This is a genomic window from Vreelandella azerica (assembly GCF_013112225.1).
Lineage (GTDB): Bacteria > Pseudomonadota > Gammaproteobacteria > Pseudomonadales > Halomonadaceae > Vreelandella > Vreelandella azerica.
In genome coordinates this window covers 57,863-81,375 of sequence record NZ_JABFHI010000005.1, presented here as the reverse complement: position 1 = coordinate 81,375, position 23,513 = coordinate 57,863, and the positions used below count along the sequence as shown (strand labels likewise).

The window sequence follows — 23,513 nt, the reverse complement described above, 5'->3', positions numbered from 1 at the left end:
GGCACTTGTCTTGACCAGTCAGCGCTTATTGAGTAGCGAATCACAACCCATTGGACTAAATGACGATGACAATCTGGCAAGATTAAGACTACATTAATTATAAAAATATAACTAAATTTCATCGAGGCACATATCTCGGAGCTCGTTATGAAAAAATCCCCTTTCACTCTCAGTCGCCGCCAGCTGCTCAAGGCTGGAGCGGGCCTTAGCGCCAGCGGTTTGCTCTACACCAGCGCATTGCAGGCCAATACCATCGATACTCAGGCAAGAATTGTGGTGGTCGGTGGTGGTGCGTCAGGCATGGCTATGGCTAACCGCCTCGCTACCCGTCTGCGTGGTGGCACCATCACCCTGATTGAGCCGCGTGATACTCATCACTACCAGCCCGGCTGGACGCTCGTCGCCTCCGGCGTATGGCATCCAGAGAAAACCATGCGCCCCAATGCAGACTTCGTACCCCAGGGCATTAACTGGGTACGCCAGTATGCCGCTGGTATTGATGCAGAGAACCGCCGCGTTGACCTAGCCAACGGTGAAAGCCTGGAATATGACTATCTGGTGGTCGCGACCGGCCTGCAGCTTAACTACAACCTGATTGATGGCATGTCGTCCGACCTGGTGGGCCAGCACGGTATTGGCAGTGTTTATGCCAGCGTTGAAGGTGCTGCTCGCACTCGCCAGGCCATTAAAGGCTGGATCGACAGCGGTGAAGGTAAGGGTATTTTCACCTCAGCGCCGACAGCGGTGAAATGCGCGGGTGCGCCGCTGAAAATGACTTTCACTACGCTTACTCACCTGGAAGAAAGTGGCCGCCGGGACGCGTTCGATGTCGACTTCATGTCGCCGACAGGGGGTCTTTTCTCACAGCCCTGGGTCAACGACTTCGTCAAGCAGCGCTTTGATGAGCAAGGCGTTAACCGTCGCCATCATTACCGCCTTTCGGCTATTGACCCACAGGCTAAGCAGGCAGAATTTACCTTTGAAGGTGATCAAGGCAGCCTGGTTGTACCCAACGACCTGCGTTCAGGCACAGCTAATGCGCAAGGCAAGCCCACTATTATTGCTGATTACGACTTTATCCACGTTGTGCCGCCCATGAGTGCACCTGACTTCGTCAAGCAAAGCGACCTGATTGCCCAGGATGGTCCCCATCAGGGGGAATGGCTGGATGTGGATATCCACACCCTGCAGCACAAGCGTTATCCAGAAGTTTTTGGTATTGGCGATGTGATCGGTGCACCGATCAACAAGACCGCCGCCAGCGTCAAGGCTCAGGCTCCAGTGGTGGAAGCCAACCTGCTTGCAGCCATTCAGGGCAAAAGCCTGACGGCGCGTCACGATGGCTATACTTCTTGCCCGATGATTACCGGTATCGGCAAGGCCATGCTGGTTGAGTTTGGCTATGAAGATAACTACGCTTTCATGCCTACTTTCCCGTTCATTGACCCCAAGGATGAATCCTGGGCCGTCTGGGTAATGAAAGACTACATGCTGCAACCCGCTTACTACGCCGTGCTTGAAGGCCAGGCATAACAGGAGGCTATTAATGTCAATATCGAGTATTTTTACCGTCCTGATGTATGCCCTTGCGCCCTTTGCCTGGCTGATTATAGCGGGTGTGGTGATTCTTCTGGCTGTTCATCTGCTTGCCTACATGCGCGGCTATCAGATCACCCAGTATCGTTGCATGCTGGCGACCGGCATAGCAGCCCTGATTGGACTTTCGGCTTTTTTCTGGGCGCCCTGGCTAACCAACTCACAGTTCACCTACATTAATACTGTATTTGACTGGGTGGCCGCCATTGGCAGCATTATTGGCGCCTTTGTTGTGGCATTCTTGTTACTTCACCCGTTGAGCTATCTAGTCAAAGGCCAAGACACCTGAACACTCTGCAATACCCATCAACGGCGGAGAAAGTCTTGTCTGCATTCAAGGCGCTATTCATGCGCTTTCCTATGCTCAGTGGTATGGCGTCAACCTTACTGGTTGGCGCCATACTTGTAGGCATTTATCAGCTGGCCACCCACGATATCAACCAGCGCGACCACTACGGCCGCACGGCGCTTTTCCTGGCCGTGGAAAACCAGCAGCAGGATGACGTAGAAGGTTTAATAAAACGCGGCGCCGCACTTGATTTGGCTGATAATTGTGGGTTTTCACCACTGATGAAAGCCGCCTCGTTAGGCAATATGGCCATGGTAAAAGCGCTGTATCAGGCAGGCGCCAGCCTGGAGCATCAGGATAACAGCCAATACACGCCCTTGATGATTGCGGTTGTCAGCGAGCAGCCAGCCGTCGCCAGCTTCCTGTTGAAAGAAGGTGCCAACCCCAACCATCAGGACGACCTGGGCTGGACAGCGCTGATATGGGCCGCCAAGCAAAACAATCTTGACCTGGCTAATGCCTTGCTGGAGCACGGCGCCAACCCTTTGCTGGCCGACCAGGATGGCCAGAACGCCCTGCACTGGGCGGCCCTGGAAGGTCATGACGCCATGGTGAAACTGCTGGGTGGCGAGGCTTGAACAAAGCCCCGACAACCTTCAGCGAAATAGCTTACCTCTATGCGATCTATTCGGACTGACTACCCAGCAACCCGAACGCCTGACCGATCAGAGCACTTCCCTGCCCTGCTGGGTCCTGACGAATCAAGCTTTCCTGTCTGCCAATCTCACTGAATAAAGCTTCCATACTGTTATCAACGACATAGCTCTCCAGATCCATCTCCGGCAGATTGGTCATGGGTAGCTGGTCGTAGACGTCCAGCATCGACTGGTACTGATCATAAAAGCCCGTCTGCTCAAGATTGCTTTGCACAATAGGTGCAAAGCGTGAACGCAGAGCGCTTTCAGTATTGGTACGGAAATACTGGGTAGCCGCGGTATCGCCACCGCGAATAATGCCCATGGCATCATCCACACTCATTTCACGCACCGCATTTTTGAACACCGGTGCGGCTTCCGCCACGGCCTGCTCGGCTCCGCGGTTCATGGCATCCTGCACAGGGTCAACATACTGCCCCATACCAAATTGACGCAAGGTATCAGCAATCTGCTGGCCAGCACCCGGCAGGGGTATATCGAAGGCCCCAGGCCTGGAAAGATTGGCGCTGGCCCGCTCTGAACTCAGCGCCAGCGCCTGCTTGATACCACGGGCCAGAGGAGACGCCTCAAGCTGGCTTGAAGTACCGCCCATTTGTGAGCCGGCATCCATCAAGGGCGCCATCGCATCCATATTCTGACAACCGCTGGTAATCACCATCATGCCTGCCAGTGCTAACCATTTTTTCATTCTGCCTTCCTGTATTAGCCAGTTAAACACGCAATAGTAATACATGGCTGCTTACTAAAGGCACCGCTAAATTTATATCCCCGCATTCGCTGATAAACCGATCAATGCTGCCTGATTAGATGGCAAAGATAGCGACATCTGACTGTCATCTGAAAGGCATAAAGTATTAGAAGTGTTTCTCGGCATTCACTCGCTTTACGCGTGTTTGCCGCTCGCGCTGACCTTCACTGTTGATTGATAGAGTATTCCCCGTATGCAGCCCAAACCTCTCGCCGCGGCTATTCTGGCCACACTTGTCAGTGGTGCTCTTGTGGCCAGTTACGGCCACGCTAGCGTTTCTGCTCAGCCAACCAAGGCGCATACGCTTTCTGCCATTGGTCACTATCAGAGCGGTGTTTTTGACGAAAGCGCCGCTGAAATTACCGCGTTTGATCCAGCGTCTGAGCGCACCTTTGTCATCAACGCGGCCAGCGGTCAGGTTGATATTTTCGATATGAGCAACCCCAGCCGTCTGAAGCTGGTGTCCACCATTGACGTTTCAGACCTGGGGGCAGACGCCAACAGTATTGCCGTCATGAATGGCACCCTCGCGATCGCGGTAGAAGCCCAGGAAGCCACGGACCCCGGCGTCGTGGCTTTTTATGACACCAACGGTAATCGCCTAAGCTTTGTTGAAGCTGGCGCCCTTCCTGATGCCCTGACCTTCTCACCAGACGGCCGTTACGTCGTCGTCGCCAACGAAGGTGAGCCCAATGACGACTATACTGTTGACCCCGAAGGCAGTGTCTCGGTCATTGACCTTTCCGTCGGTATCGAAAACCTGACCCAGGCAGACGTTCGTCACGCCCACTTTCAAGCGTTTAACGGCCAGGAAGATGCCCTGCGTGAAGCAGGTGTGCGGATCTTTGGCCCAGGCGCCAGTGCCGCCCAGGATATGGAACCTGAATGGGTAGAGGTTTCCGCCGATTCCAGCACCGCCTACATCTCTTTGCAGGAAAACAATGCCATCGGGGTTGTCGATATCGCATCTGCAACGGTCAGCGATATTTTCCCACTAGGTTTCAAGGATTGGTCAGCTGATGGTAATTGGTCGGGCAAGGGGCTCGACGCCAGCAACCGGGATGACGCCATCAATATCCAGCACTGGCCAATCATGGGCGTTTACCAGCCCGATACGATTCGCGTCTACGAGACCGACGGCGAGACGTATATTGTCACCGCCAATGAAGGTGATGCCCGTGATTATGATGCCTGGAGCGAGGAATTCCGGGTCAAGAACCTGCAACTGGACCCGACTGCCTTCCCGGATGCTGAAACTCTCCAGAAAGAAGAAAATCTTGGCCGTCTGCGCGTCACCTCGACATTGGGTGTGAGTAACGGCTGCGACCCGTCGGCCCTGTCAACGGATATTGAAAGTGCGTGCGTTTACGACACCCTGTATGCCTATGGGGCACGCTCCATGTCCATTTTCCAGGTGACTGCTGACGGCCTTAAGAAAGTCTTCGACACTGGATCACAGATGGAAGAAACCATCGCCGCAATGTTCCCGGATGACTTCAATTCAAACAACGACGAAAACGACAGCTTTGACGCACGTTCAGATGACAAAGGCCCAGAGCCTGAAGGCATTGCGATCGGCCGCATTGATGATAGCACCTATGCCTTTGTTGGCTTGGAAAGGATCGGTGGCATCATGATGTACGATATCACTTCACCGGCTGATACCACCCTGGTGGACTATATCAACCACCGTGACTTCAGTCTTGCCAACGAGCCTGAGGCACTGACCCAAACTGACCTTGGGGCAGAGGGCCTGTATTTTGTGTCTGCCGACACGAGCCCGGATGCTGACGGTCGGCCGCTATTGATTGTCGGTAACGAAGTCAGCGGTACCACCACGGTGTTTGCCATCGATCGGGCTAAGCAACAATAAGTAGCGACACGACACTTAGCAGGCTCGCAGTAAAAAGCCCCGATGATTCGGGGCTTTTTTCTTGGTCATTACTCTCTTATCAACACCTAAGCACTTAATAATGCCTACGAAGGTTCGCGCATTTGATCTCTCAGGGCGACCTTGCGGATCTTGCCGGTGGAGGTACGCGGAATGGTGGCGAATACAAATTCACGTGGCACTTTATAAGGCGCCAGGTGGTCACGACACCACTGCCGTAAGGTGTCTTCATCTGCCTCGCTGTTGGAGGTAAGCTCAATAAAGGCGCAAGGCGTCTCCCCCACTTTTCATGGGGCATGGCGACTACGGCTGCCACGCTGACGGCGGGATGACGATAGAGCACTTCCTCAATCTCGATGGACGAGATGTTTTCGCCGCCGGAAATGATCACATCCTTGGTGCGATCCTTGAGCTGCAGATAGCCATCCGGGTGTACTACGGCCAGGTCACCGGAATGAAACCAGCCGTTGGCAAACGCTTCGGCAGTGGCTTCCGGGTTGCGGAAGTAGCCTTTCATCACCACGTTGCCGCGAAACATCACCTCGCCCAGGGTTTCACCGTCATGGGGAACCGGTTCACCGCTGACCGGGTCAAGCACCTCCAGCTGTTCCAACGGCAGGTAGCGAACCCCCTGGCGGGCCTTGAGCCGCGCCTGCTCCTCCTGGGAGCAGTCTGACCAGTCAAGATGCCAGTCATTTACCACCGCAGGGCCATAGGTTTCTGTCAGGCCGTAGAGGTGGATAACATCAAACCCCAGAGTGTTCATACTTGCCAGCACCCGCTCGGGCGGTGGGGCGGCGGCAGTAAAGAACTGCACCTGGCGATCCAGTAGGGGCCGTTCGACCTCAGGGGTATCAATCAGCAGCGACATCACTATCGGCGCACCGCACAGATGCGTGACGCCTTCATTGGCCAGCGCTGCCCAGATGGGCTCGGCGCGCACCTGACGCAGACAAACATGAGTGCCGACAATCGCCGAAAGTGTCCACGGGAAGCACCAGCCGTTGCAGTGAAACATCGGTAGCGTCCACAGATAGACCGCATGCTTCTGCATTGACGTGGTCAGCGCATTGCCCTGAGCCAGTAGATAGGCGCCGCGATGATGGGAGACCACACCCTTGGGATTGCCGGTAGTACCCGAGGTGTAATTGATGGAAATGGCGTCCCATTCGTCTTCCGGCATCAGCCAGGCAAAGTCTGGGCTGCCGGTGGCGATCACGTCTTCATAGTCGGGAATATCGCCCGGCAGCTCAGCAGAGGAAAGGGGCGAATCGTCTTCGGGGTCATTGACCTCAATCAGTACAGGCCTGACAGAGGCCAACGCCAGCGCCTCTTTTACCAGCGCCATGAAAGCGCGATCGGCAATCACCACTTTTGACATGGCATGATCAAGCTGAAAGGCAATCGTCGCCGCATCCAGGCGCGTGTTGATCGAGTGCAATACGCCACCGCACATCGGCACACCGTAATGGCATTCCAGCATTTCCGGCGTGTTGGTCAACACCACGCTGACCGTATCGCCGCGGCCAATGGCATAGCGCTCGGTAAGCGCTGATGCCAGTTGGCGGGAGCGAGTATAGAAGTCCGCATAGTTACGGCGCAGGCGACCATGCACGATTGCAATATGCTCAGGGAAGACGCTGGCAGCGCGTTCCAGAAACTGCAGCGGCGTCAGCGGCTGAAAGTTGGCCGGGTTGCGATCAAGCCCCTGATTGTAGGGATTACTGCCCTGCCCATCAGTATGAGCGGCATGGCTTTCATTATTATTGGAATGATTGTTCATAGGCGCGGCTGTCCTTAACTTGACTGGATACCGATGGCAACATCGTCGGCCAGGGTATTGGCAATAAAGCAATAACGATGCGCGCGCTGCTGCATCTTGTCCAGTTCTGCAGCATCTACCTCAAAACCCTCGTCAAAGTGCACTTGCGGATACAAATCGATGCGCGTGACCGACATCTGCCCTTTGGCGTTTTTGCCAAGCTCGGCGGTTGCCTGATCATGGTAGCTGGCAACCGGCCAGCCTGCCTTTGCCGCCAGCGCCAGAAACGTCATCATATGGCAGCTGGAAAGTGCCGCTGCCAGTGCCTGCTCCGGGTTGGTGTTGTTAGGGTTACCGCCCCAATCCGGGGCGGCATCCACCATCACCGCGGTGTCGCTGTTATAGTCAATCCGGTGCGCCTTAGCGTAGGCACCCGGTTTCAGTTCAGCGGTATTGCGCGTCCATTCAAGCTCGATAGAGAGTGCTGACATAAAGTTACCCTTTCCGATGGATGAATTCAGGCGGCGGCCAGTTGCTTTTTAGGATCATAAAACGGCTTTTCAGCCACAACAGCCTGCACCGGTTCACCACCGATCACTACTTCTACCTGGGTGCCAATGTCAGCATAGTTAATATCCACCATGGCCAGGCCAATATTGCGCGCCAGCCTGGGAGAATGTACAGCCGAGGTGACCTTGCCAACGGTCTTACCCTGACAGTTAATCGGCCAGAAATCGCTATTCGGCCCGCTCAAGGGGTCGGTACCATCGATGCACAGGCCAACCTGCTTGCGGCGAATGCCTTCCTGCTGGATGCGCTTGAGCGCCGCCTTGCCAATAAAGTCTGCTTCCATGTCGAGATCCACCAGGCGATCCATACCCAGCTCAAAGGGGTTGGTGTGAATATCGGCATCGGCATGATAGGACAGCATGCCGCCTTCAATTCGGCGAATAGTCGAGGTATGGCCAGGCTGAAGACCAAAAGGCTGGCCAGCGGCCATGATTTTTCCCACAGCTCATCACCCCGGCTGCCATCACGCAGATAAAGCTCATAGCCCAACTCGCTTGACCAGCCGGTGCGCGACACAATCATCGGGATACCGTCCAGCTCCACCTCGCGCAGCCAGTAATAGCGCAGATCCATGATGCTATCGCCAAACAGAGCCTTCATGATCTCGCCAGACACCGGGCCCTGCAGCTGCAGAGGTGAAACATCCGGTTCGCTGATGGTGACATCAAGCCCTGAGTTAATGGCAACGCCTTGAGCCCATAGCAGGATGTCGCTATCAGCCAGTGACAGCCAGAAGTGGTTTTCAGCCAGGCGCAGCAAAATAGGGTCGTTGAGGATACCGCCGCTGGCATTGGTGATCAGCACGTACTTGCATTGCCCAACGGCCATGTTCGACAGGTTGCGCGGGGTCAGCAGCTGGGTAAATTCCGCTGCATCGGGTCCGGTGATTTCTACCTGACGCTCAACGCCCACATCACACAGGATGGCGGTGTTTACCAGGTTCCAGAAATTCTGCTCCGGGCTACCAAAATCACGGGGGATATACATGTGGTTGTAAACCGAATAGCCCTGGGCACCCCAACGCTGGGTAGCCGCGAAGTAGGGAGACTTACGGATCTGGGTACCGAAACCGGTATTGACAGCTGACATGGCGCTAACTCCTCTTTTTTATCATCGCCCACGCCGCTGTATGATGCCGTGTGGTGCGATAGTTGATTGTGTGAGAAGGATAGCGTCTGCCAAGCCATGATGCGGTCTGAAGTTGGCCTTGTAACACGACCGAAAAGACTACTTTTTGATTGACTGCAGACCAATTGGTTATGGGCTGGCATGTGACGTCAGAGCGACCAGATTTGGCTGGGTCGACTTGACCTGGCGAGTTATAAAATAGGTATAGTAGCGATCAATATTCAGGTCTTCGGATAGCAGCCGGTCCATCAGGTGCTGGAAGGCAGCGAGGCTTGGCACCACGACTTGAAACACATAGTCCATCCCTCCTCCGGTGACGTAACACTCGGTGATTTCTTCAATATTGCGAATGTAGGTCTCGAAACGCTCGAAATCCTGCTTGCGGTGATGCATCAACGACAGGTTGACCATGACACGTGTGATATCAAGCACACGTTCCAGTGCGATATCGGCATGATAGCCACGAATGTAGCCCGCCGATTTCAGGCGATCCAGACGTGCCCAGCAGGGCGTAGGAGAAAGATTGACCAGCTCGGCCAGCTTGGTCTTGCTGAGTTGGCCATGACGCTGCAGGGCGCTGAGGATACGGATATCAGCGGCATCAAGAGCAGTTTTTTTCATGCGCCTACTGGTTATCGACGTATCAAACATACCACCACCCTGATAAACGTTGTGTCGCGATGGTAGGCTAATCGCCCAAAATGAGCATGGTTATGCACGACACCGGCTAGCCTGATTACGTCGCCGGAGGGTGACTTAGCTGATCTGCGTCAAATTTAGAATATATTGATTATTAAATAGCATAACCATCAATTACAATGCGGCTTTTCTAAGCGCAATACTTTATTGAAAGGAGCAGAAACACATGCATAAAGACTGGCAGAAAACGACTCAGGACCTTTCCGCCTTGATGCAGGAAATCGGCAAGAATATCCCTGATGTTGCCAAGGGTTTCACCCAGATGGCCAAAGGGGCCAACAAGGAAGGAGCGCTGTCACACAAGCACAAAGAACTGATGGCACTGGCCATTGGCATCAGCATTCGCTGCGATGGCTGTATTGCCTTTCATTCCAAGGCAGCCGCCGAGCTGGGCGCTACCCGTGAAGAGTTCATGGAAATGCTGGGCGTATGTATGTATATGGGCGGCGGCCCGGCCTACACCTATGCCGCACAGGCATTGGAAGCCTTTGACAGCTTTTCCAAGCAGGACTGATGGCATTGCTATCTGGGGAATTAAAAGCGCTCGCTGAAGAGCGCTTTTGCATTTATGCGCAGCGCTCGGTGGCGGGCTTGTCAATGGCGGCATTCAGAAATGCCAACAGCTCATCACCGTGACGCGCCAGACTATCGCTCAGATCATGCCCTCCGGGCACCACCCGCAAGGTCACACCAGGCGTCTGTTTCTGAGTAAGCCGCTGAGCGTCGCTTAACGGAATGATATCGTCGCTCTCGCCATGCACCAACAAGACCGGGCAGCGGATCTGAGGGAGTGTCGTGACCGGTGCGATGGCATCAAAGCGATGGCCAATAACCTTTTCCACATAGCGGATCACGTACCAGCCCAGCGGGAAGAACGGCAAACCTTTGGCATCCAGCCAGCGGCGCATCATGCCATCCGGATGGGCAAAGCTGCTCAGGCTGACCACAGCGGCAATATCATCGCGCCGTGAGGCACACAGCAAGGTAGCCGCTGCCCCGACCGAGTGGCCAATCAGTGCCGTAGGTAAAGCGGGTTGATGGTGCTTCAGCCAGCTCAGGGCGGCGTCAATATCTTCGGCAAAGCGCGGCATGGAGGAGAAGGTGTCATCATCGCTATTGCCGTGGTTGCGCACGTCAATCAGCAGTAGGCTCCATCCTGCTTCAAGCAGCAACGGCGCTAGCGGCAGCAGGGTGGCGCGGTTGGCTCCCCAGCCGTGGGTAATCACTATCTGCCCTTGCGGCGCCTTTGCGGGCAGCCACCAGGCTTCCAGCATCCGCTCTCCCACCGTGGTAAAGCGTACGGTGTCACCTTGCAGCCCAACGTCTTCCAGTGAGCGGTTAACGGCTTCCCGAGGAGCAGCCAACTCGCGATGCAGACGACGATGGAAACGCCGCTGCAATGCCACGCCCAGCAGTACGACTCCTGCCAGCAAGCCTGCCAGATACCATGCTGTCATCACCTTCCATCTCCTCTCTGGGCCTGCTTGATGCTGTGGGTTAACGCTGCATTGCAACATAAACTAGTTTACAATATTATACTATTAGCTTAAAACTAAACGCTTAGATGACGCGTTCATCCAGCCTGGAAACCAAGGTATCTATATGTTCATCTATACCTACCGCCGTGCCTGGATTCGTGGCTTTATTGATGGCGAACGCGGTCAGCCGCACGAAACGCAAAAAGGCATTCCTGGGTTTCGCTATACCAATGGGTGGATTGAAGGTCATGCCAAACGCCATGGTCACGCCTATGGGTTGGGTGATATCAGCGAAGATGAGTTGGAAAAAGCGCGTGAGAACACACCGTCGCCAGAGCAGCATGCCTGGGATACGGTCAGCTGGCTGAGATAGCTTCCCGCACCACCACGACCTGATATACAACACCACCCTGACAGCTAGCCGTCAGGGTGGTTCAGGTTTATAGCCAATATTAGCGTCGCCACTTACTCAGGCAGTTTGGCTTTGCGCAGATACGGGAAGACCGTTTCGTATTCGCCAAACTTCGTCTTGGCATCTTCTTCGGAAACACTGGTAGGAATGATGACATCCTGGCCCAGCGTCCAGTCTGCTGGCATAGCAACACCATGGCTGGCACTGGTCTGCAGGGCATCCAGGGCGCGCAGTACTTCCGCAAAGTTACGGCCAACCGTCATCGGGTAAGTCATGGAAAGCTTCAGCTGCTTATCCGGGCCAATAATGAATACAGAGCGCACCGTCGCGCTGTCTGCCGGGGTGCGGCCATCCGGCATATAGGCTTCTGCTGGCAGCATGTTGAACAGCTTGGAGACTTTCAGCTCTTCATCAGCAATGATCGGGAAGTGGACATCGTTACCGCAGTAAGTCTCGATGTCGTTGATCCAGCGCTTATGCTCTTCAACACCATCAACGGAAACACCAATCACCTTGGTACCGCGCTTTTTCCACTCGGCATCCAGCGTAGCCACAGCGCCAAACTCGGTGGTGCAAACCGGCGTGAAGTCTTTGGGGTGTGAAAAAGAATCGCCCAGCTATCCCCAATCCACTCGTGGAAGCGAATCGGCCCCTGGCTGGTATCAGCTTCAAAATCCGGCACAACTTCATTAATGCGTAACGACATTAGATACTCCTTGTTTCAAGCAAGTTGAACAACCGCATGCTGGCTAATGACAGGCGCCAGCATGCGTTACCCATATAATCTATACCATGGGTACGCGGCAGCGATATTACAACCTCAACTCACCCACTGCGACATTATTGCGCATTAGGGAAGAACAGCTGTTGGCCGTCCACCTCAAAGGCGCCAATCGCCTGCTGACCGTCTTCCGAAAGCAGCCAACGATGCCATTGTGCTGCCAGATCATGCTTCAGGTGCGGGTGACGCTCGGCAGACAGCACCAGGCTGCCATACTGATTGAAAAGCACCTTGTCGCCTGCAAACAGCAGAGCCAGATTCTGAGGGTTTTCAAACGCTACCCAGGTAGCCCGGTCAGACATCACATAGGCATCCATGGCGGCGGCGGTATTCAGCGTTGGCCCCATACCGCCACCCAGCTCGCGGTACCATTCACCTTGTGGCTCTACGCCAGCGCTTTCCCATAACCGCAGTTCTGCGCGGTGGGTGCCGCTGTCATCCCCACGCGATGCAAAGGGCGCCTCAGCGTCGGCAATCAGCGCAAACACTTCTGCCACGTTTTCAGCATCGTCAATACCTGCCGGATCATCAGAAGGGCCAATGATCACAAAATCGTTGTACATGACGTCGGCACGCTCACTGGCGTAGCCGTCTGCCACAAACTGCTCTTCACCGGCCGTATCGTGAACCAACAGGCTATCGGCATCGCCTCGGCGGGCAATTTCAAAAGCTTGACCGGTACCCACCGCCACCACGCGTACTTCAATATCTGTGGAATCTTCAAATGCCGGCACAATGGCATCAAATAGCCCAGCGTTTTCGGTGGACGTTGTCGATGCCAAGGTAATGAAATCGTCTGCGTAAGCCTGAGAGACCAAAGTACCGCTGATGACGGTGGCAAGTGTAAGCGTTAACGTTGTTTTCATTGAATTTCTCCGTGCTGGAAGATAAGGGTATTTTCTAGCTTGAGTGCATGTAACACGCGAGTCACTCGACTAGTTCACCGCGCAGATAGGCCCGCGCGCCTGATGATTCCGGCTGATGAAAAAATTGAGTAGCGGGCGTGTATTCAAGTAGTTGCCCATTGGCCATAAACAGCACATCCGCAGCAAGGCGCCGCGCCTGATGGATATCATGGGTGGTCATCACAACGCGCGTACCCTGACGCTGAAAAGCCAATACGGCCTCTTCCACGGCCTTGATGGCAGCTGGGTCAAGTGCAGAGGTCGGCTCATCAAGAAACAGCACCTGAGGGGCCAGCACCCAGGCACGTGCCAGCGCCAACCGCTGCTGCTCTCCGCCGGAAAGCACTCTGGCAGGCGTTCTGGCCAGGCGACTCAGACCAAAACGCTCCAGCGCTGCTTCTGCGAGTTGCTGGCGCTGGCGACGCGGTGTCTTATTGACCGCTAACGCGTGAATCAGATTGGCGATCGCGGAACGACGCAGCATCACTGGCTGCTGGAAGACCATCGCCTGACGTGGGCGCTGCGGTAGCCATTGAACACTCCCGGACGCCGGTGCCAGCAAGCCGTGGGCCAGGCGCAGCAACAGGCTTTTGCCCGCACCATTAGGGCCCATCACCAGGGTCGGGCCAGCCCCTTGCAGCGTAAACGAACAGGGGCCCAACAGATGTTTACCCTGATAGCTGAACGTAACCTGATCAAATATCAGTGACGCCCGGGGGCAAACTGAAGCATGGGTATCCAGCGGCTGTAAAACTGTCATCCGGTTCGCCTCCGCGCCCACTCGCCGACGAGATAGGCGGCCGCATTGATCACCAGCACCAGAGTTAACAGCACGATCCCCAACCCTAGCGCCAGCGGAAGATTGCCCTTGCTGGTTTCAAGCACAATGGAGGTGGTCATCACCCGGGTCACGCCGTCTATATTGCCGCCGACCATCATCACCGCGCCGACTTCTGCGCTGGCCCGCCCGAAACCGGCCAGCAGCACAGTGAGCAGCGCAAAGCGCGCATCCCAGAGCAGAGTCTGTATCATGCGCAGGCGTGACATACCCAGCGACACAAACTGTTCCTGATATTCAGCCAAAAGCTCCTCAACCTTCTGACGCGACAGCGCCGCCAGAATCGGCAGCACCAGCACTACCTGGGCAATCACCATAGCATTTGGCGTAAACAGCAAGCCCCACTCGCCCAGTGGCCCCGCGCGGGAAAGCAGCAGATAGACAACAAGCCCGGCCACCACAGGCGGCAAACCCATCAAGGCATTCAATGCCACCACCACCAAACCCCGCCCTGGAAAACGCCATAGCGCTACTGCGGCCCCCAGGGGGAAACCGATCAGTGCCGCCAGACATACCGCCAATAGCGATACCTGCAGGGAAAGCAGCACGATATCGACCAGCGCCGCATCCAGGTTGATCAACAGGGATAGTGCCACACTAAGGGCATTGGAATCTGCAGCCATTCAATTCTCCTATCATAGGCTGCATAGTATGCTTGATCTGGCTGACTTTCACTTTGCTGTGACCCTTATCCTGCCCATGTTGGATCAAACATTATGCCCTCAGCCTCATCGTCTGACGTTCTGCCCCGTCATCTGGCCATTCCCCTGATGATGTCGGTCGCCACCCTGTTTGCCGCCAACCATGTCGCGGCACGGCTGGCATTTGATAATGGCACGGGCCTGCTGCTTGCAGTATTGATGCGCTCAGGAGTGGCCTGCCTAATCTTGCTGGCGCTCTTGATGATGCAGAAAAAGGGTTTTTGGCTGCCACCCGGCACCTGGCCCTGGCAGCTCGCTGCAGGCGTGCTGATTGCGATTCAAAGCGTCTGCCTTTATTCAGCGGTTGCTCGCCTGCCCGTGGTCATCGCCCTGCTGCTGGTGAACACTTTTCCCATCCAGCTGGCGCTATTAAGCTGGGCACTGGGTGGGCCACGGCCTTCATTGCGCAGCTGTCTGATCATGGGCACCATCCTGATCGGGCTCCTCGTGGTGCTTGATATTCCTGCCTGGCTGGCCAATGCCGAGACCATGGGGCCTGAATGGCTGACAGGTATTGGCTTTGGATTGACCGCCGCCTTTGCTCTGGCCAGCACCCTGTGGATTACTGAACACCGGCTAGCCAAGGTGGGTAGCACTTTACGCAGCTGGTTAACCATGCAGACGGTATTTATTGCCATGATCCTGGGTGGGCTGCTGGGCGCGATGCCTGGCGGCATGAGCTTGCCCGATAACACCACCGGCTGGACAGGACTGATGCTGCTGGCCGTGTTGTACGGCAGCGCATTTTCCATTCTGTTTATTAGTGTCCCGCGTCTGGATATGGCCAGAAATGCACCGGTCATGAATTTCGAACCGGTGGCGTCTCTACTGCTGGGTTATCTCTTTCTGGGGCAGCAGATGCTGACCCCTGGCCAGCTGGTAGGCGGTGCCGTGGTCATCGGAGGAATTATCGTGCTGGGGTTGTCCCGCGCGCGCTAACCAGAGAATAAAGGGGGTCAAATCCACATTAATAATCGCTAATCACCCAGGAAAGAGAGTGAAGCAATTAATTTGGATCTGACCCCCTTATTTCAGCTTACACTTCCTGGTACAGCTGGCTGCCTGTCTGGCGGAACTTCTCTGCCTGTTCCTGCATACCGCGCTTGACCGCTTCAGCGTCGCTATCGGCGGCATTTTCCGGCGCACGATCCCGATAGGTATCGCGTACTTCCTGGCTGATCTTCATGGAGCAGAACTTGGGCCCGCACATGGAGCAGAAGTGCGCCACCTTGGCGGAATCTTTCGGCAGGGTTTCGTCGTGGTATTCCCGGGCGGTATCCGGGTCCAACCCCAGGTTGAACTGGTCTTCCCAGCGGAATTCAAAGCGTGCCTTGGAAAGCGCGTTATCGCGGCGGCGCTGCCGCCGGGTGGCCCTTAGCCAAGTCTGCTGCGTGGGCGGCAATCTTGTAGGTGATAATGCCGGTCTTGACGTCATCCTTATTCGGCAGGCCAAGATGCTCTTTCGGCGTGACATAGCAAAGCATCGCACAGCCGAACCAGCCAATCATCGCCGCGCCAATGCCGGAGGTGATGTGGTCATAGCCAGGGGCGATATCAGTGGTCAGCGGGCCAAGCGTATAAAAAGGCGCCTCATGACACGCCTCAAGCTGCTTATCCATGTTTTCTTTAATCAAGTGCATGGGCACATGGCCAGGGCCTTCAATCATCACCTGAACGTCGTGTTTCCAGGCGATCTTGGTCAGCTCGCCCAGGGTTTCCAGCTCAGCGAACTGCGCTTCGTCGTTGGCATCAGCGACGGAGCCAGGCCGCAGGCCATCACCTAACGAAAACGCCACGTCGTACTGCTTGCAGATCTCGCAGATCTCTTCGAAGTGGGTATACAGGAAGCTTTCCTGGTGATGATACAGACACCACTTGGCCATGATCGAACCACCCCGGCTGACAATGCCGGTCACGCGGTTGGCGGTCAGCGGCACGTAGCGCAGCAATACGCCCGCATGAATGGTGAAGTAATCCACGCCCTGTTCCGCCTGCTCGATCAAGGTATCGCGGAAAACTTCCCAGGTGAGGTCTTCAGCCACGCCGTTGACCTTCTCCAGCGCCTGATAGATCGGCACGGTACCAATCGGCACCGGCGAGTTGCGGATAATCCACTCGCGGGTCTCGTGGATATTCTGGCCGGTGGAAAGGTCCATGATGGTATCCGACCCCCAGCGGATGCCCCAGGTCATCTTGTCGACTTCTTCTTCAATTGACGACGTGACCGCCGAGTTACCCAGATTGCCGTTGATCTTGACCAGGAAGTTACGGCCAATAATCATCGGCTCGGATTCAGGGTGGTTGATATTGTTAGGGATAATCGCCCGCCCACGGGCCACTTCGTCACGCACAAATTCCGGGGTGATTTCTTCCGGCAGGCTGGCTCCAAAGTTCTGGCCAGGGTGCTGATGGCCCAGGATGCGCTCGACCTCCGCCGTGCCTAACGTCTGGCGACGCTGATTCTCGCGGATGGCAATAAATTCCATTTCCGGCGTAATAATGCCCTGGCGCGCGTAATGCAGCTGGGTGACGTTTTTGCCCGCTTTTGCCCGGCGCGGCGTGCGGGTCAGATCAAAGCGCAACTGGGCAAGGGTTGGGTCGTTAGCACGGCGATTGCCGTACTCGCTGGTGGGGCCATCCAGAAACTCGGTATCGTTGCGCTCTTCAATCCAGGTACGGCGCAGCGCAGGCAAGCCCTGGCGTAAATCATTGTTGGCGGCCGAGTCGGTGTAAGGGCCGGAAGTGTCGTACACCAGCAGCGGCGGATTCTCTTCATCAATGCTGCTGGTTTTGGTCGGCGACAGGGTGATCTCGCGAAACGGCACGCGGATATCCGGTCGTGAGCCTTCCACATACACCTTGCGCGAGGCGGGCAGCGGTTGAATGGCGGCGGCATCGACCTGGGCGGTTTCTGCTAGAAAGTGGCTAGTTTTACTCATGATGATTTCCTTGGGTTTATTGTTTGCTTGTTGTTATGAAGCGGTTGTTATGCGGCGGTTGTGTTGTTTGGGTTCGCGGAGTTAATGAGCAAGATCCAGCCCCATCTGCCAGAAATCGATTTCCAGGCGGGTGGCATCGCTAAATATTCTGCTCAGTTCAGCAAAGCGGGCAGGGGTTACATCGGCAAGGCGGGCATTGAGCCATTCCAGCTCCGCCTGCATGGCGGCCTGAAATTCTTCGCTTGCGTACATGGCAATCCAGGCGTCATAGGGGTTTTGTGCGCCGCGTAGGGTAGACGCTTGAGCGTTCAGCCAGTTGGCAATTTCACCGTAGCCAATCAGGCAAGGGGCGAGTGCCACGTGAAGATCAAGCAGGTCACCGCGGTTGCCGGTATCCAACACGTAGCGGGTATAGGCCAGCGTTGCGCGCGCTTCCGGCAGCTGGGCCAGCTCGTCTTCAGAAATGCCCCACTCCTGGCAAAACCCCACGTGCAGACCCAACTCCACATCCACAATGGCTTTTAGGCCCTCATGGGCCTGGCGCAGATCGGCAAGGGTCGGGCTTTTATAGGCCGCCAGTGCATAGGCGCGAGCGAAGTGAATCAAAAACAGATAATCCTGTTTCAGGTAGTGGCGAAACGCGGCATCCGGCAGCGTGGCGGTGCCCAGCTGGCGGACAAAATCGTGCTCAATATAAGCGCGCCACTCGTCATGGCAGGCGTTGGTAAGGTCGGTAAAACAATAGCCCATGATGCCTCCGGTAATAATAATCCGGAGGATAGGCGAATGAGATCGAGGAAATGGCGCGGAAGGTGGCGTGCGATCGTGAGAAGAGCTAGCCAAGGCCATCGCTTGATCCCTACGCCGGTACCCGAGCTTCCCTCTTCATGAGGAGCCGCCCATTAGCCGGATCAGGTTCACGGGACCAGCGCTTTGGCAGTATCAAAAGGATACGCCCTGCGCCATCTCAGCCGGATTCACCGGCACCCCGTCAAGCAGTTGATAAAAGCAGTCTAGGAGGCATCATCAGGAGATGCAAGAAAGACATAGAAATTATAGTACTAACGTCACAGCGAAAAAATTAAGCTTTCCTCTAGACGCCCGATGAAAGTTACGCGAGGCTGTTAATTGTAAAATATTAATTCCTATACGCTATTCACTGTAGCACTGACCACTCGTCAAAACACAAAGAAGAGGAGCGCTAAAAAGTGGCAGTAAGCGGGAGCCATGTACAAAAAAGCCAGTCCCAACACTGGCTGTTCAGCAAGTTAAAGCGTGCTACAGACCTGGCCGCGTTACTGCTGTTGGTATGCCTGCTACCCACACCGGCCACTGCACAAGGGCTCGCGCTAAGCGCGCCGGAACGTGCGTACTTGGCAGAAAACGCGCCCATTGTGTTTGTTAGCCAGAGCAACTACCCGCCTTTTGAGTTCATGGATGATCAGGGCCAAAGTGATGGCATGATGGTTGAGCTAGCCCAGTGGATTGCCGATGAAGCAGGATTTGAGGCTCGATTTACCCATACCGACTTCAGCACGGCACAAGCGCAGATCCAGGCGGGCCGTGCTGACGTTCTGACCAGCTTTTTTATAGCCCTGCCCGAGATGCCAGCTACGAGTTTACCCAGACTGTCTTTGAAGTTCCTGCGGCTATCTTTGTGCCCGTTGATCGCCCCGACATTAACCAACTGGAGGATCTCGACGGCATGCGCGTCGCCACTCAGCGCGGTGACTATGCTGAGGAGTTTATGGAAGAAGCCGGTATCAATGTCACTCTCGTTTCTACCATCAATTTTGCGAATGCCGTGCTGGCCGTGCTGGGGGCGAAGCCGATGCCATGATTGGCGATGAACAGATCGTACTGTTCCAGCTTTATCGCTCAGGCTTGAACGTGGAGATGAAGCGGGTAGGTGAATCGCTCTACACCGGGCTCAACAGCATGGCGGTCAAGGAAGGCGAGCACCTGCTGAAGAATATTCTCGATAAGGGTATTGCTCATGCACGTGAACAGGGAGTCATTGAGCGCATTAACGCCAAGTGGCTGGGCGAAATGCTGCCATCGGCGCCGATCAAATGGCGTGAATACTGGCCTCACGCCCTGATTATCATCATCGGCGCCCTATGGGTGGTGGCGTGGAACCTGCGCCTGCGTCATCTGGTACGCCGCAAAACAGACGAGCTTCGCCTGGCCGCCAGTGTGTTCCGTAACGCCCACGACGCCATCATGCTGACTAATGAGCAGGGCAATATCCTGGACGTCAACGCTGCTTTCACACGAACCACCGGCTATGAGGCCGCTGAAGTACTTAACCAACCCTCAGCGCTATTGAAGCACCTTTTTGATACTCAGCGTGATAACAGCCCGCAGGCCACACTGGCCAATGATGGCGTCTGGCAAGGGGAAATCTGGGAAAAACGTAAAAATGGGGAGCGCTACCCTATTCAGCTGACGCTCTCGCTGGTCAAAGATACCGCGACCCGCAGCACTCATTTTGTGATTGTTTTTACCGATATTTCCCGCCAGAAAGAATATGAAAGTCGCCTTCAACACCTGGCTTATTTTGATCGTTTGACCGACCTGCCCAACCGTGAAGGGTTCACCCAGCGCCTTACCCAGATTATGCAAGAGGCACGGGAAAGCCAACATTCGGTGATGCTGGCCTATCTGGATCTTGATGGATTTAAAGAGATCAATGATCGCTACGATCATAGCCTTGGCGACCAGGTGTTGAGAGTCGTCGCTGAGCGCCTGCGTAGTACCTTGAAAAACAATGATATCGTGGCACGCCTCGGCGGTGATGAATTTGTCATGGTGCTGCCTCACCAGCCATGTGACCTGGAAATGCAGCGGGTCATCCAGCAGCTGATCCAGCGCGTCAATCAGCCTATCCGCTTCAAACAATGCGAGCTGCAGATATCTGCCAGTGTCGGCGTCGCGGCCTATGACGGCAATGAGGATATCGAACCGGATCAGTTCATTCGCCAGGCTGATCATGCCATGTATCAGGCCAAACAGCTGGGCAAGAACCGCTATCACCTGTTTGACCTGGCCCATGAGCGTGCCGTGCGCGGTCATCATCAGAGCATTGCCCGTATGCAGCAGGCATTAGCCGACGATGAGTTCGTGCTGTTCTATCAGCCCAAAATCAATATGCGTAACGGTAATATTATCGGTGTTGAAGCGCTGATACGCTGGCAACACCCAGAGCAGGGCCTCTTGCCACCCGCCATGTTCCTACCTGAAATCCAGCAGCACCCATTTGCCATCGCATTGGGTGAATGGGTCGTTAATAGCGCGCTGCAGCAGTGCAGCGACTGGAAAGCCAACGGCATTCATTGGCCTGTCAGCGTTAATATTGATGGCATTCATCTGCAGCACCCTCATTTTACCCAGTGGCTGTCTGACACCTTGGATACCTTTCCTGATTACGCGCCCGGCGACCTGGAAATTGAAGCCCTTGAAAGCAGTGCTCTAGATGATATGCAAGGCGTCGCCGACATCATGCGCCAATGCCAGACCCTCGGCGTTAACTTCGCTCTGGATGACTTCGGTACCGGTTACTCCACCCTGGCCTACCTGCGTTATCTGCCAGCCAGAATACTCAAGATTGATCGTAGCTTTGTACTCAATATGCTGGATAACGAAGAAGATCTGGTCATGCTCAAGGGCGTATTAAGCCTGGCAGATGCCTTCCAGCGCCGCGTTATTGCCGAAGGGGTAGAAACCACTGCTCATGCAAAGGCGCTGTTGGCCATGGGCTGCGAATATGGCCAGGGCTACGCATTTGCACGCCCCATGCCAGCCAGCCAACTGCTGGAATGGAAAACACATTTCACCCTGACTGAGGGCACAACAGCCCACCGCTCACCTTGAATCACAAAGTCACGACTCACGACTCACGACTCACGACTCACGACTCACGACTCACGACTCACGACTCACTAAATTATTGCAAAGACTGAGGGTATTTTTGTAAACCATCATGACACCACCGAGGGTTTAGCGAGCGATACTCGCTTCCTGAGCGCTGATCGGGCATTATTTGTGCAGTAGCTACTGATCATCCAGCATGAACGCCATTTGCATCAACCGGCCTGAAAGTGTCACGCTGCAAACCAGCAACGCTTTATATCGCTTTACAAGGGGTGCATGATGGCAGCCTTGACGGAACAGGCGACGTGCATTCGCAAGCGTCGGGAAGTAAACTAGTAATGGCCTTGCGGCCTGTGCACAGGCACTCCGCTTCGGCTCGGGTGCCGCGCGCGGCCAACAACAATCTCGATATTCGGAACGTTTCAGTGACCAAGCAACACTCTTTTGATCGCGACGAACTGCTGGCCTGCTCACGCGGCGAGCTCTTTGGCCCCGGCAATGCACAATTGCCAGCGCCCAACATGCTGATGCTTGATCGCATTACCAGCATTACCGAAGATGGCGGTGAAAGTAATAAAGGCGAGCTTATTGCCGAGCTGGATATCACCCCGGATCTGTGGTTTTTTGATTGCCACTTCCCCGGTGACCCGGTAATGCCTGGCTGCCTTGGCCTGGATGCCATGTGGCAACTGGTAGGCTTCTATCTGGGTTGGCTGGGCCACCCGGGCCGCGGGCGGGCACTGGGGTGTGGTGATGTCAAATTCACCGGTCAGATTCTGCCCGACGCCCAAAAAGTTACCTACAACATTAATATCAAGCGCATCATTACCCGTCGCCTGATATTGGGCATTGCCGACGGCACAGTGACCGTCGACGGGCGTGAAATCTATCAGGCAAACGACCTGCGCGTTGGCCTATTTACCTCCACTGCGAATTTTTAACAGGAGGCTCCCATGCGACGAGTGGTAGTCACCGGCCTGGGCATCGTGTCTTGTCTCGGCAATGATCAGCAACAGGTCCTGGATGCGCTCAAAAACGGGCGCAGTGGCATTCGCTTCAAAGAAGAGTATGCCGAACGCGGTCTACGCAGCCAGGTTGCTGGCAGCGTCGATATTGATCTTAATGCGTTGGTTGATCGCAAACTATTGCGCTTTATGGGCGATGCGGCCGCGTATGCCTATATCTCCATGGCGCAAGCCATTGAAGACGCCGGCCTTTCAGAAGAACAGGTTTCCAACGAACGTACCGGCCTGATTGCCGGTTCGGGTGGCGCATCCAGCGCCAACCAGGTGGAAGCCGCTGATGTGCTGCGTGAGAAAGGCTTGCGCCGGGTTGGTCCCTATCGCGTTACTCGCACCATGGGCAGCACGGTATCCGCCTGTCTGGCCACGCCGTTCAAGATCAAGGGCGTCAACTATTCAATTTCGTCGGCCTGTGCCACCTCGGCTCACTGTATTGGCAGTGCCATGGAGCAGATTCAGTTGGGCAAGCAGGATGTCGTTTTTGCCGGTGGCGGCGAAGAGGAACACTGGACGCTTACCTGCCTGTTCGATGCCATGGGTGCGCTATCCACTCAATACAACGAGACCCCAGACAAGGCTTCCCGCCCCTATGATCAGGCACGCGACGGCTTCGTGATTGCCGGTGGCGGCGGCATGCTGGTATTGGAAGAGCTTGAGCATGCCAAAGCGCGGGGTGCCCACATCTACGCCGAACTGGTGGGCTATGGCGCTACGTCCGATGGCTATGACATGGTTGCCCCTTCCGGTGAAGGCGCCGTGCGCTGCATGCAGCAGGCCATGGCCACCGTCGACGGCGACATTGACTACATCAACACCCACGGCACTTCAACGCCGGTGGGAGATGTCGCCGAGCTGCAGGCGGTTCGTGCGCTGTTTGGTGATACCACCCCGGCCATGAGCTCGACCAAATCGCTTACCGGCCATTCGCTGGGTGCTACCGGGGTACAGGAAGCCATCTACTCGCTGCTGATGATGAAGCATGACTTTGTCTCTGCGTCAGCGAACATTGATACACTCGATGAACAGGCGGATGGGTTTGATATCGTCACCCAGCGCCGTGATGGCGTTACCCTGCAGCGCGTGCTTTCCAACAGCTTCGGCTTTGGCGGCACCAATGCCTGCCTGGTGTTCCAGCGTTATGCCAGCTAACCGGCTATCGCACCAG

General features: G+C 55.4%; 20 protein-coding genes, 5 pseudogenes and 1 riboswitch. Of the genes and pseudogenes, 12 read left to right on the top strand and 13 right to left on the bottom strand.

The window, feature by feature from the left end:
* The first annotated feature begins 147 nt into the window (after window positions 1-147).
* The 3 genes from HLB35_RS12545 to HLB35_RS12535 are packed head-to-tail and all read left to right on the top strand — an operon-like array spanning window position 148 to window position 2,523.
* The gene (locus HLB35_RS12545; RefSeq protein WP_171702850.1) at window positions 148-1,533 is read left to right on the top strand and encodes an NAD(P)/FAD-dependent oxidoreductase; all 1,386 of its coding nucleotides are present in this window, start codon (window positions 148-150) and stop codon (window positions 1,531-1,533) included.
* A gap of 13 nt (window positions 1,534-1,546) precedes the next feature.
* Window positions 1,547-1,885, top strand: a complete 339-nt coding sequence (locus tag HLB35_RS12540; RefSeq protein WP_171702849.1) for a hypothetical protein — start codon at window positions 1,547-1,549, stop codon at window positions 1,883-1,885.
* A 35-nt stretch (window positions 1,886-1,920) separates the two neighbouring features.
* Window positions 1,921-2,523: an ankyrin repeat domain-containing protein gene (locus HLB35_RS12535; RefSeq protein ID WP_171702848.1), complete on the top strand. Its 603-nt coding sequence runs from the start codon at window positions 1,921-1,923 to the stop codon at window positions 2,521-2,523.
* Between the two features lie 46 nt (window positions 2,524-2,569).
* On the opposite strand, the gene HLB35_RS12530 is transcribed toward HLB35_RS12535, so the two are convergent.
* Window positions 2,570-3,289, bottom strand: a complete 720-nt coding sequence (locus HLB35_RS12530; RefSeq protein WP_171702847.1) for a DUF4197 domain-containing protein — start codon at window positions 3,287-3,289, stop codon at window positions 2,570-2,572.
* A 253-nt stretch (window positions 3,290-3,542) separates the two neighbouring features.
* On the opposite strand from HLB35_RS12530, the gene HLB35_RS12525 reads away from it, so the two are divergent.
* A complete protein-coding gene (locus tag HLB35_RS12525) occupies window positions 3,543-5,222 on the top strand; it encodes a choice-of-anchor I family protein (protein WP_171702846.1) in 1,680 nt (559 codons plus the stop codon).
* A gap of 104 nt (window positions 5,223-5,326) precedes the next feature.
* On the opposite strand, the pseudogene HLB35_RS12520 reads toward HLB35_RS12525, so the two are convergent.
* From HLB35_RS12520 to HLB35_RS12505, 5 genes and pseudogenes are all read right to left on the bottom strand, one after another.
* Window positions 5,327-7,023, bottom strand: a pseudogene (locus tag HLB35_RS12520) (acyl-CoA synthetase).
* 14 nt (window positions 7,024-7,037) lie between these two features.
* Entirely contained in the window at window positions 7,038-7,493 is a 456-nt protein-coding gene (locus tag HLB35_RS12515; protein WP_171702845.1) for an OsmC family protein, read from the bottom strand.
* Window positions 7,494-7,519: 26 nt separating this feature from the next.
* A complete protein-coding gene (locus tag HLB35_RS17380; protein ID WP_235937173.1) occupies window positions 7,520-7,855 on the bottom strand; it encodes a glycine cleavage T C-terminal barrel domain-containing protein in 336 nt (111 codons plus the stop codon).
* A 60-nt stretch (window positions 7,856-7,915) separates the two neighbouring features.
* Window positions 7,916-8,559: pseudogene (locus tag HLB35_RS12510) on the bottom strand (aminomethyltransferase family protein); the annotation flags it as partial.
* A 270-nt stretch (window positions 8,560-8,829) separates the two neighbouring features.
* Window positions 8,830-9,321: an Lrp/AsnC family transcriptional regulator gene (locus HLB35_RS12505; protein ID WP_171702844.1), complete on the bottom strand. Its 492-nt coding sequence runs from the start codon at window positions 9,319-9,321 to the stop codon at window positions 8,830-8,832.
* A gap of 244 nt (window positions 9,322-9,565) precedes the next feature.
* Between HLB35_RS12505 and HLB35_RS12500 the strand changes: the two genes are divergently transcribed.
* Entirely contained in the window at window positions 9,566-9,913 is a 348-nt protein-coding gene (locus HLB35_RS12500; protein ID WP_171702843.1) for a carboxymuconolactone decarboxylase family protein, read from the top strand.
* 52 nt (window positions 9,914-9,965) lie between these two features.
* On the opposite strand, the gene HLB35_RS12495 is transcribed toward HLB35_RS12500, so the two are convergent.
* Window positions 9,966-10,856, bottom strand: coding sequence for an alpha/beta hydrolase (locus tag HLB35_RS12495; RefSeq protein ID WP_171702957.1), 891 nt, complete (start codon window positions 10,854-10,856; stop codon window positions 9,966-9,968).
* A 145-nt stretch (window positions 10,857-11,001) separates the two neighbouring features.
* Between HLB35_RS12495 and HLB35_RS12490 the strand changes: the two genes are divergently transcribed.
* Entirely contained in the window at window positions 11,002-11,250 is a 249-nt protein-coding gene (locus HLB35_RS12490; protein ID WP_171702842.1) for a hypothetical protein, read from the top strand.
* A gap of 92 nt (window positions 11,251-11,342) precedes the next feature.
* On the opposite strand, the pseudogene HLB35_RS12485 reads toward HLB35_RS12490, so the two are convergent.
* The 4 genes and pseudogenes from HLB35_RS12485 to HLB35_RS12470 form a co-directional block, all read right to left on the bottom strand.
* Window positions 11,343-11,995: pseudogene (locus HLB35_RS12485) on the bottom strand (peroxiredoxin).
* Between the two features lie 134 nt (window positions 11,996-12,129).
* Window positions 12,130-12,936, bottom strand: a complete 807-nt coding sequence (locus HLB35_RS12480) for an ABC transporter substrate-binding protein (protein ID WP_171702841.1) — start codon at window positions 12,934-12,936, stop codon at window positions 12,130-12,132.
* A gap of 61 nt (window positions 12,937-12,997) precedes the next feature.
* Window positions 12,998-13,735 carry an ATP-binding cassette domain-containing protein gene (locus HLB35_RS12475; protein WP_171702840.1) on the bottom strand — a complete coding sequence of 246 codons (738 nt, stop codon included), beginning with the start codon at window positions 13,733-13,735 and terminating at the stop codon, window positions 12,998-13,000.
* Window positions 13,732-14,436, bottom strand: coding sequence for an ABC transporter permease (locus tag HLB35_RS12470; RefSeq protein WP_171702839.1), 705 nt, complete (start codon window positions 14,434-14,436; stop codon window positions 13,732-13,734). Before HLB35_RS12470 ends, HLB35_RS12475 begins: the two co-directional genes overlap by 4 nt.
* Window positions 14,437-14,529: 93 nt before the next feature.
* Here HLB35_RS12470 and HLB35_RS12465 point away from each other — a divergent pair, with 93 nt between their 5' ends.
* Window positions 14,530-15,453 (top strand): EamA family transporter, encoded by a 924-nt coding sequence (locus tag HLB35_RS12465; protein ID WP_171702838.1) that lies wholly within the window; start codon window positions 14,530-14,532, stop codon window positions 15,451-15,453.
* Between the two features lie 97 nt (window positions 15,454-15,550).
* Here the strand turns inward: HLB35_RS12465 and thiC are convergent.
* A pseudogene (gene thiC, locus HLB35_RS12460) lies at window positions 15,551-17,453 on the bottom strand (phosphomethylpyrimidine synthase ThiC).
* 81 nt (window positions 17,454-17,534) lie between these two features.
* Window positions 17,535-18,203, bottom strand: coding sequence for a thiaminase II (tenA, locus tag HLB35_RS12455; RefSeq protein ID WP_171702837.1), 669 nt, complete (start codon window positions 18,201-18,203; stop codon window positions 17,535-17,537).
* 89 nt (window positions 18,204-18,292) lie between these two features.
* Window positions 18,293-18,454: riboswitch (TPP riboswitch) on the bottom strand.
* Window positions 18,455-18,661: 207 nt separating this feature from the next.
* Between tenA and HLB35_RS18960 the strand changes: the two are divergent.
* From HLB35_RS18960 to fabB, 5 genes and pseudogenes are all read left to right on the top strand, one after another.
* Window positions 18,662-19,030, top strand: a pseudogene (locus tag HLB35_RS18960) (substrate-binding periplasmic protein); the annotation flags it as partial.
* An 80-nt stretch (window positions 19,031-19,110) separates the two neighbouring features.
* The gene (locus HLB35_RS18505; RefSeq protein ID WP_422822461.1) at window positions 19,111-19,293 is read left to right on the top strand and encodes a type 2 periplasmic-binding domain-containing protein; all 183 of its coding nucleotides are present in this window, start codon (window positions 19,111-19,113) and stop codon (window positions 19,291-19,293) included.
* Window positions 19,290-21,326 (top strand): EAL domain-containing protein, encoded by a 2,037-nt coding sequence (locus HLB35_RS12445; protein WP_171702835.1) that lies wholly within the window; start codon window positions 19,290-19,292, stop codon window positions 21,324-21,326. Before HLB35_RS18505 ends, HLB35_RS12445 begins: the two co-directional genes overlap by 4 nt.
* 425 nt (window positions 21,327-21,751) lie before the next feature.
* Window positions 21,752-22,267 (top strand): 3-hydroxyacyl-[acyl-carrier-protein] dehydratase FabA, encoded by a 516-nt coding sequence (fabA, locus tag HLB35_RS12440; protein ID WP_171702834.1) that lies wholly within the window; start codon window positions 21,752-21,754, stop codon window positions 22,265-22,267.
* A 12-nt stretch (window positions 22,268-22,279) separates the two neighbouring features.
* Window positions 22,280-23,497, top strand: coding sequence for a beta-ketoacyl-ACP synthase I (gene fabB, locus HLB35_RS12435; protein ID WP_171702833.1), 1,218 nt, complete (start codon window positions 22,280-22,282; stop codon window positions 23,495-23,497).
* The last annotated feature ends 16 nt before the right edge of the window (window positions 23,498-23,513 follow it).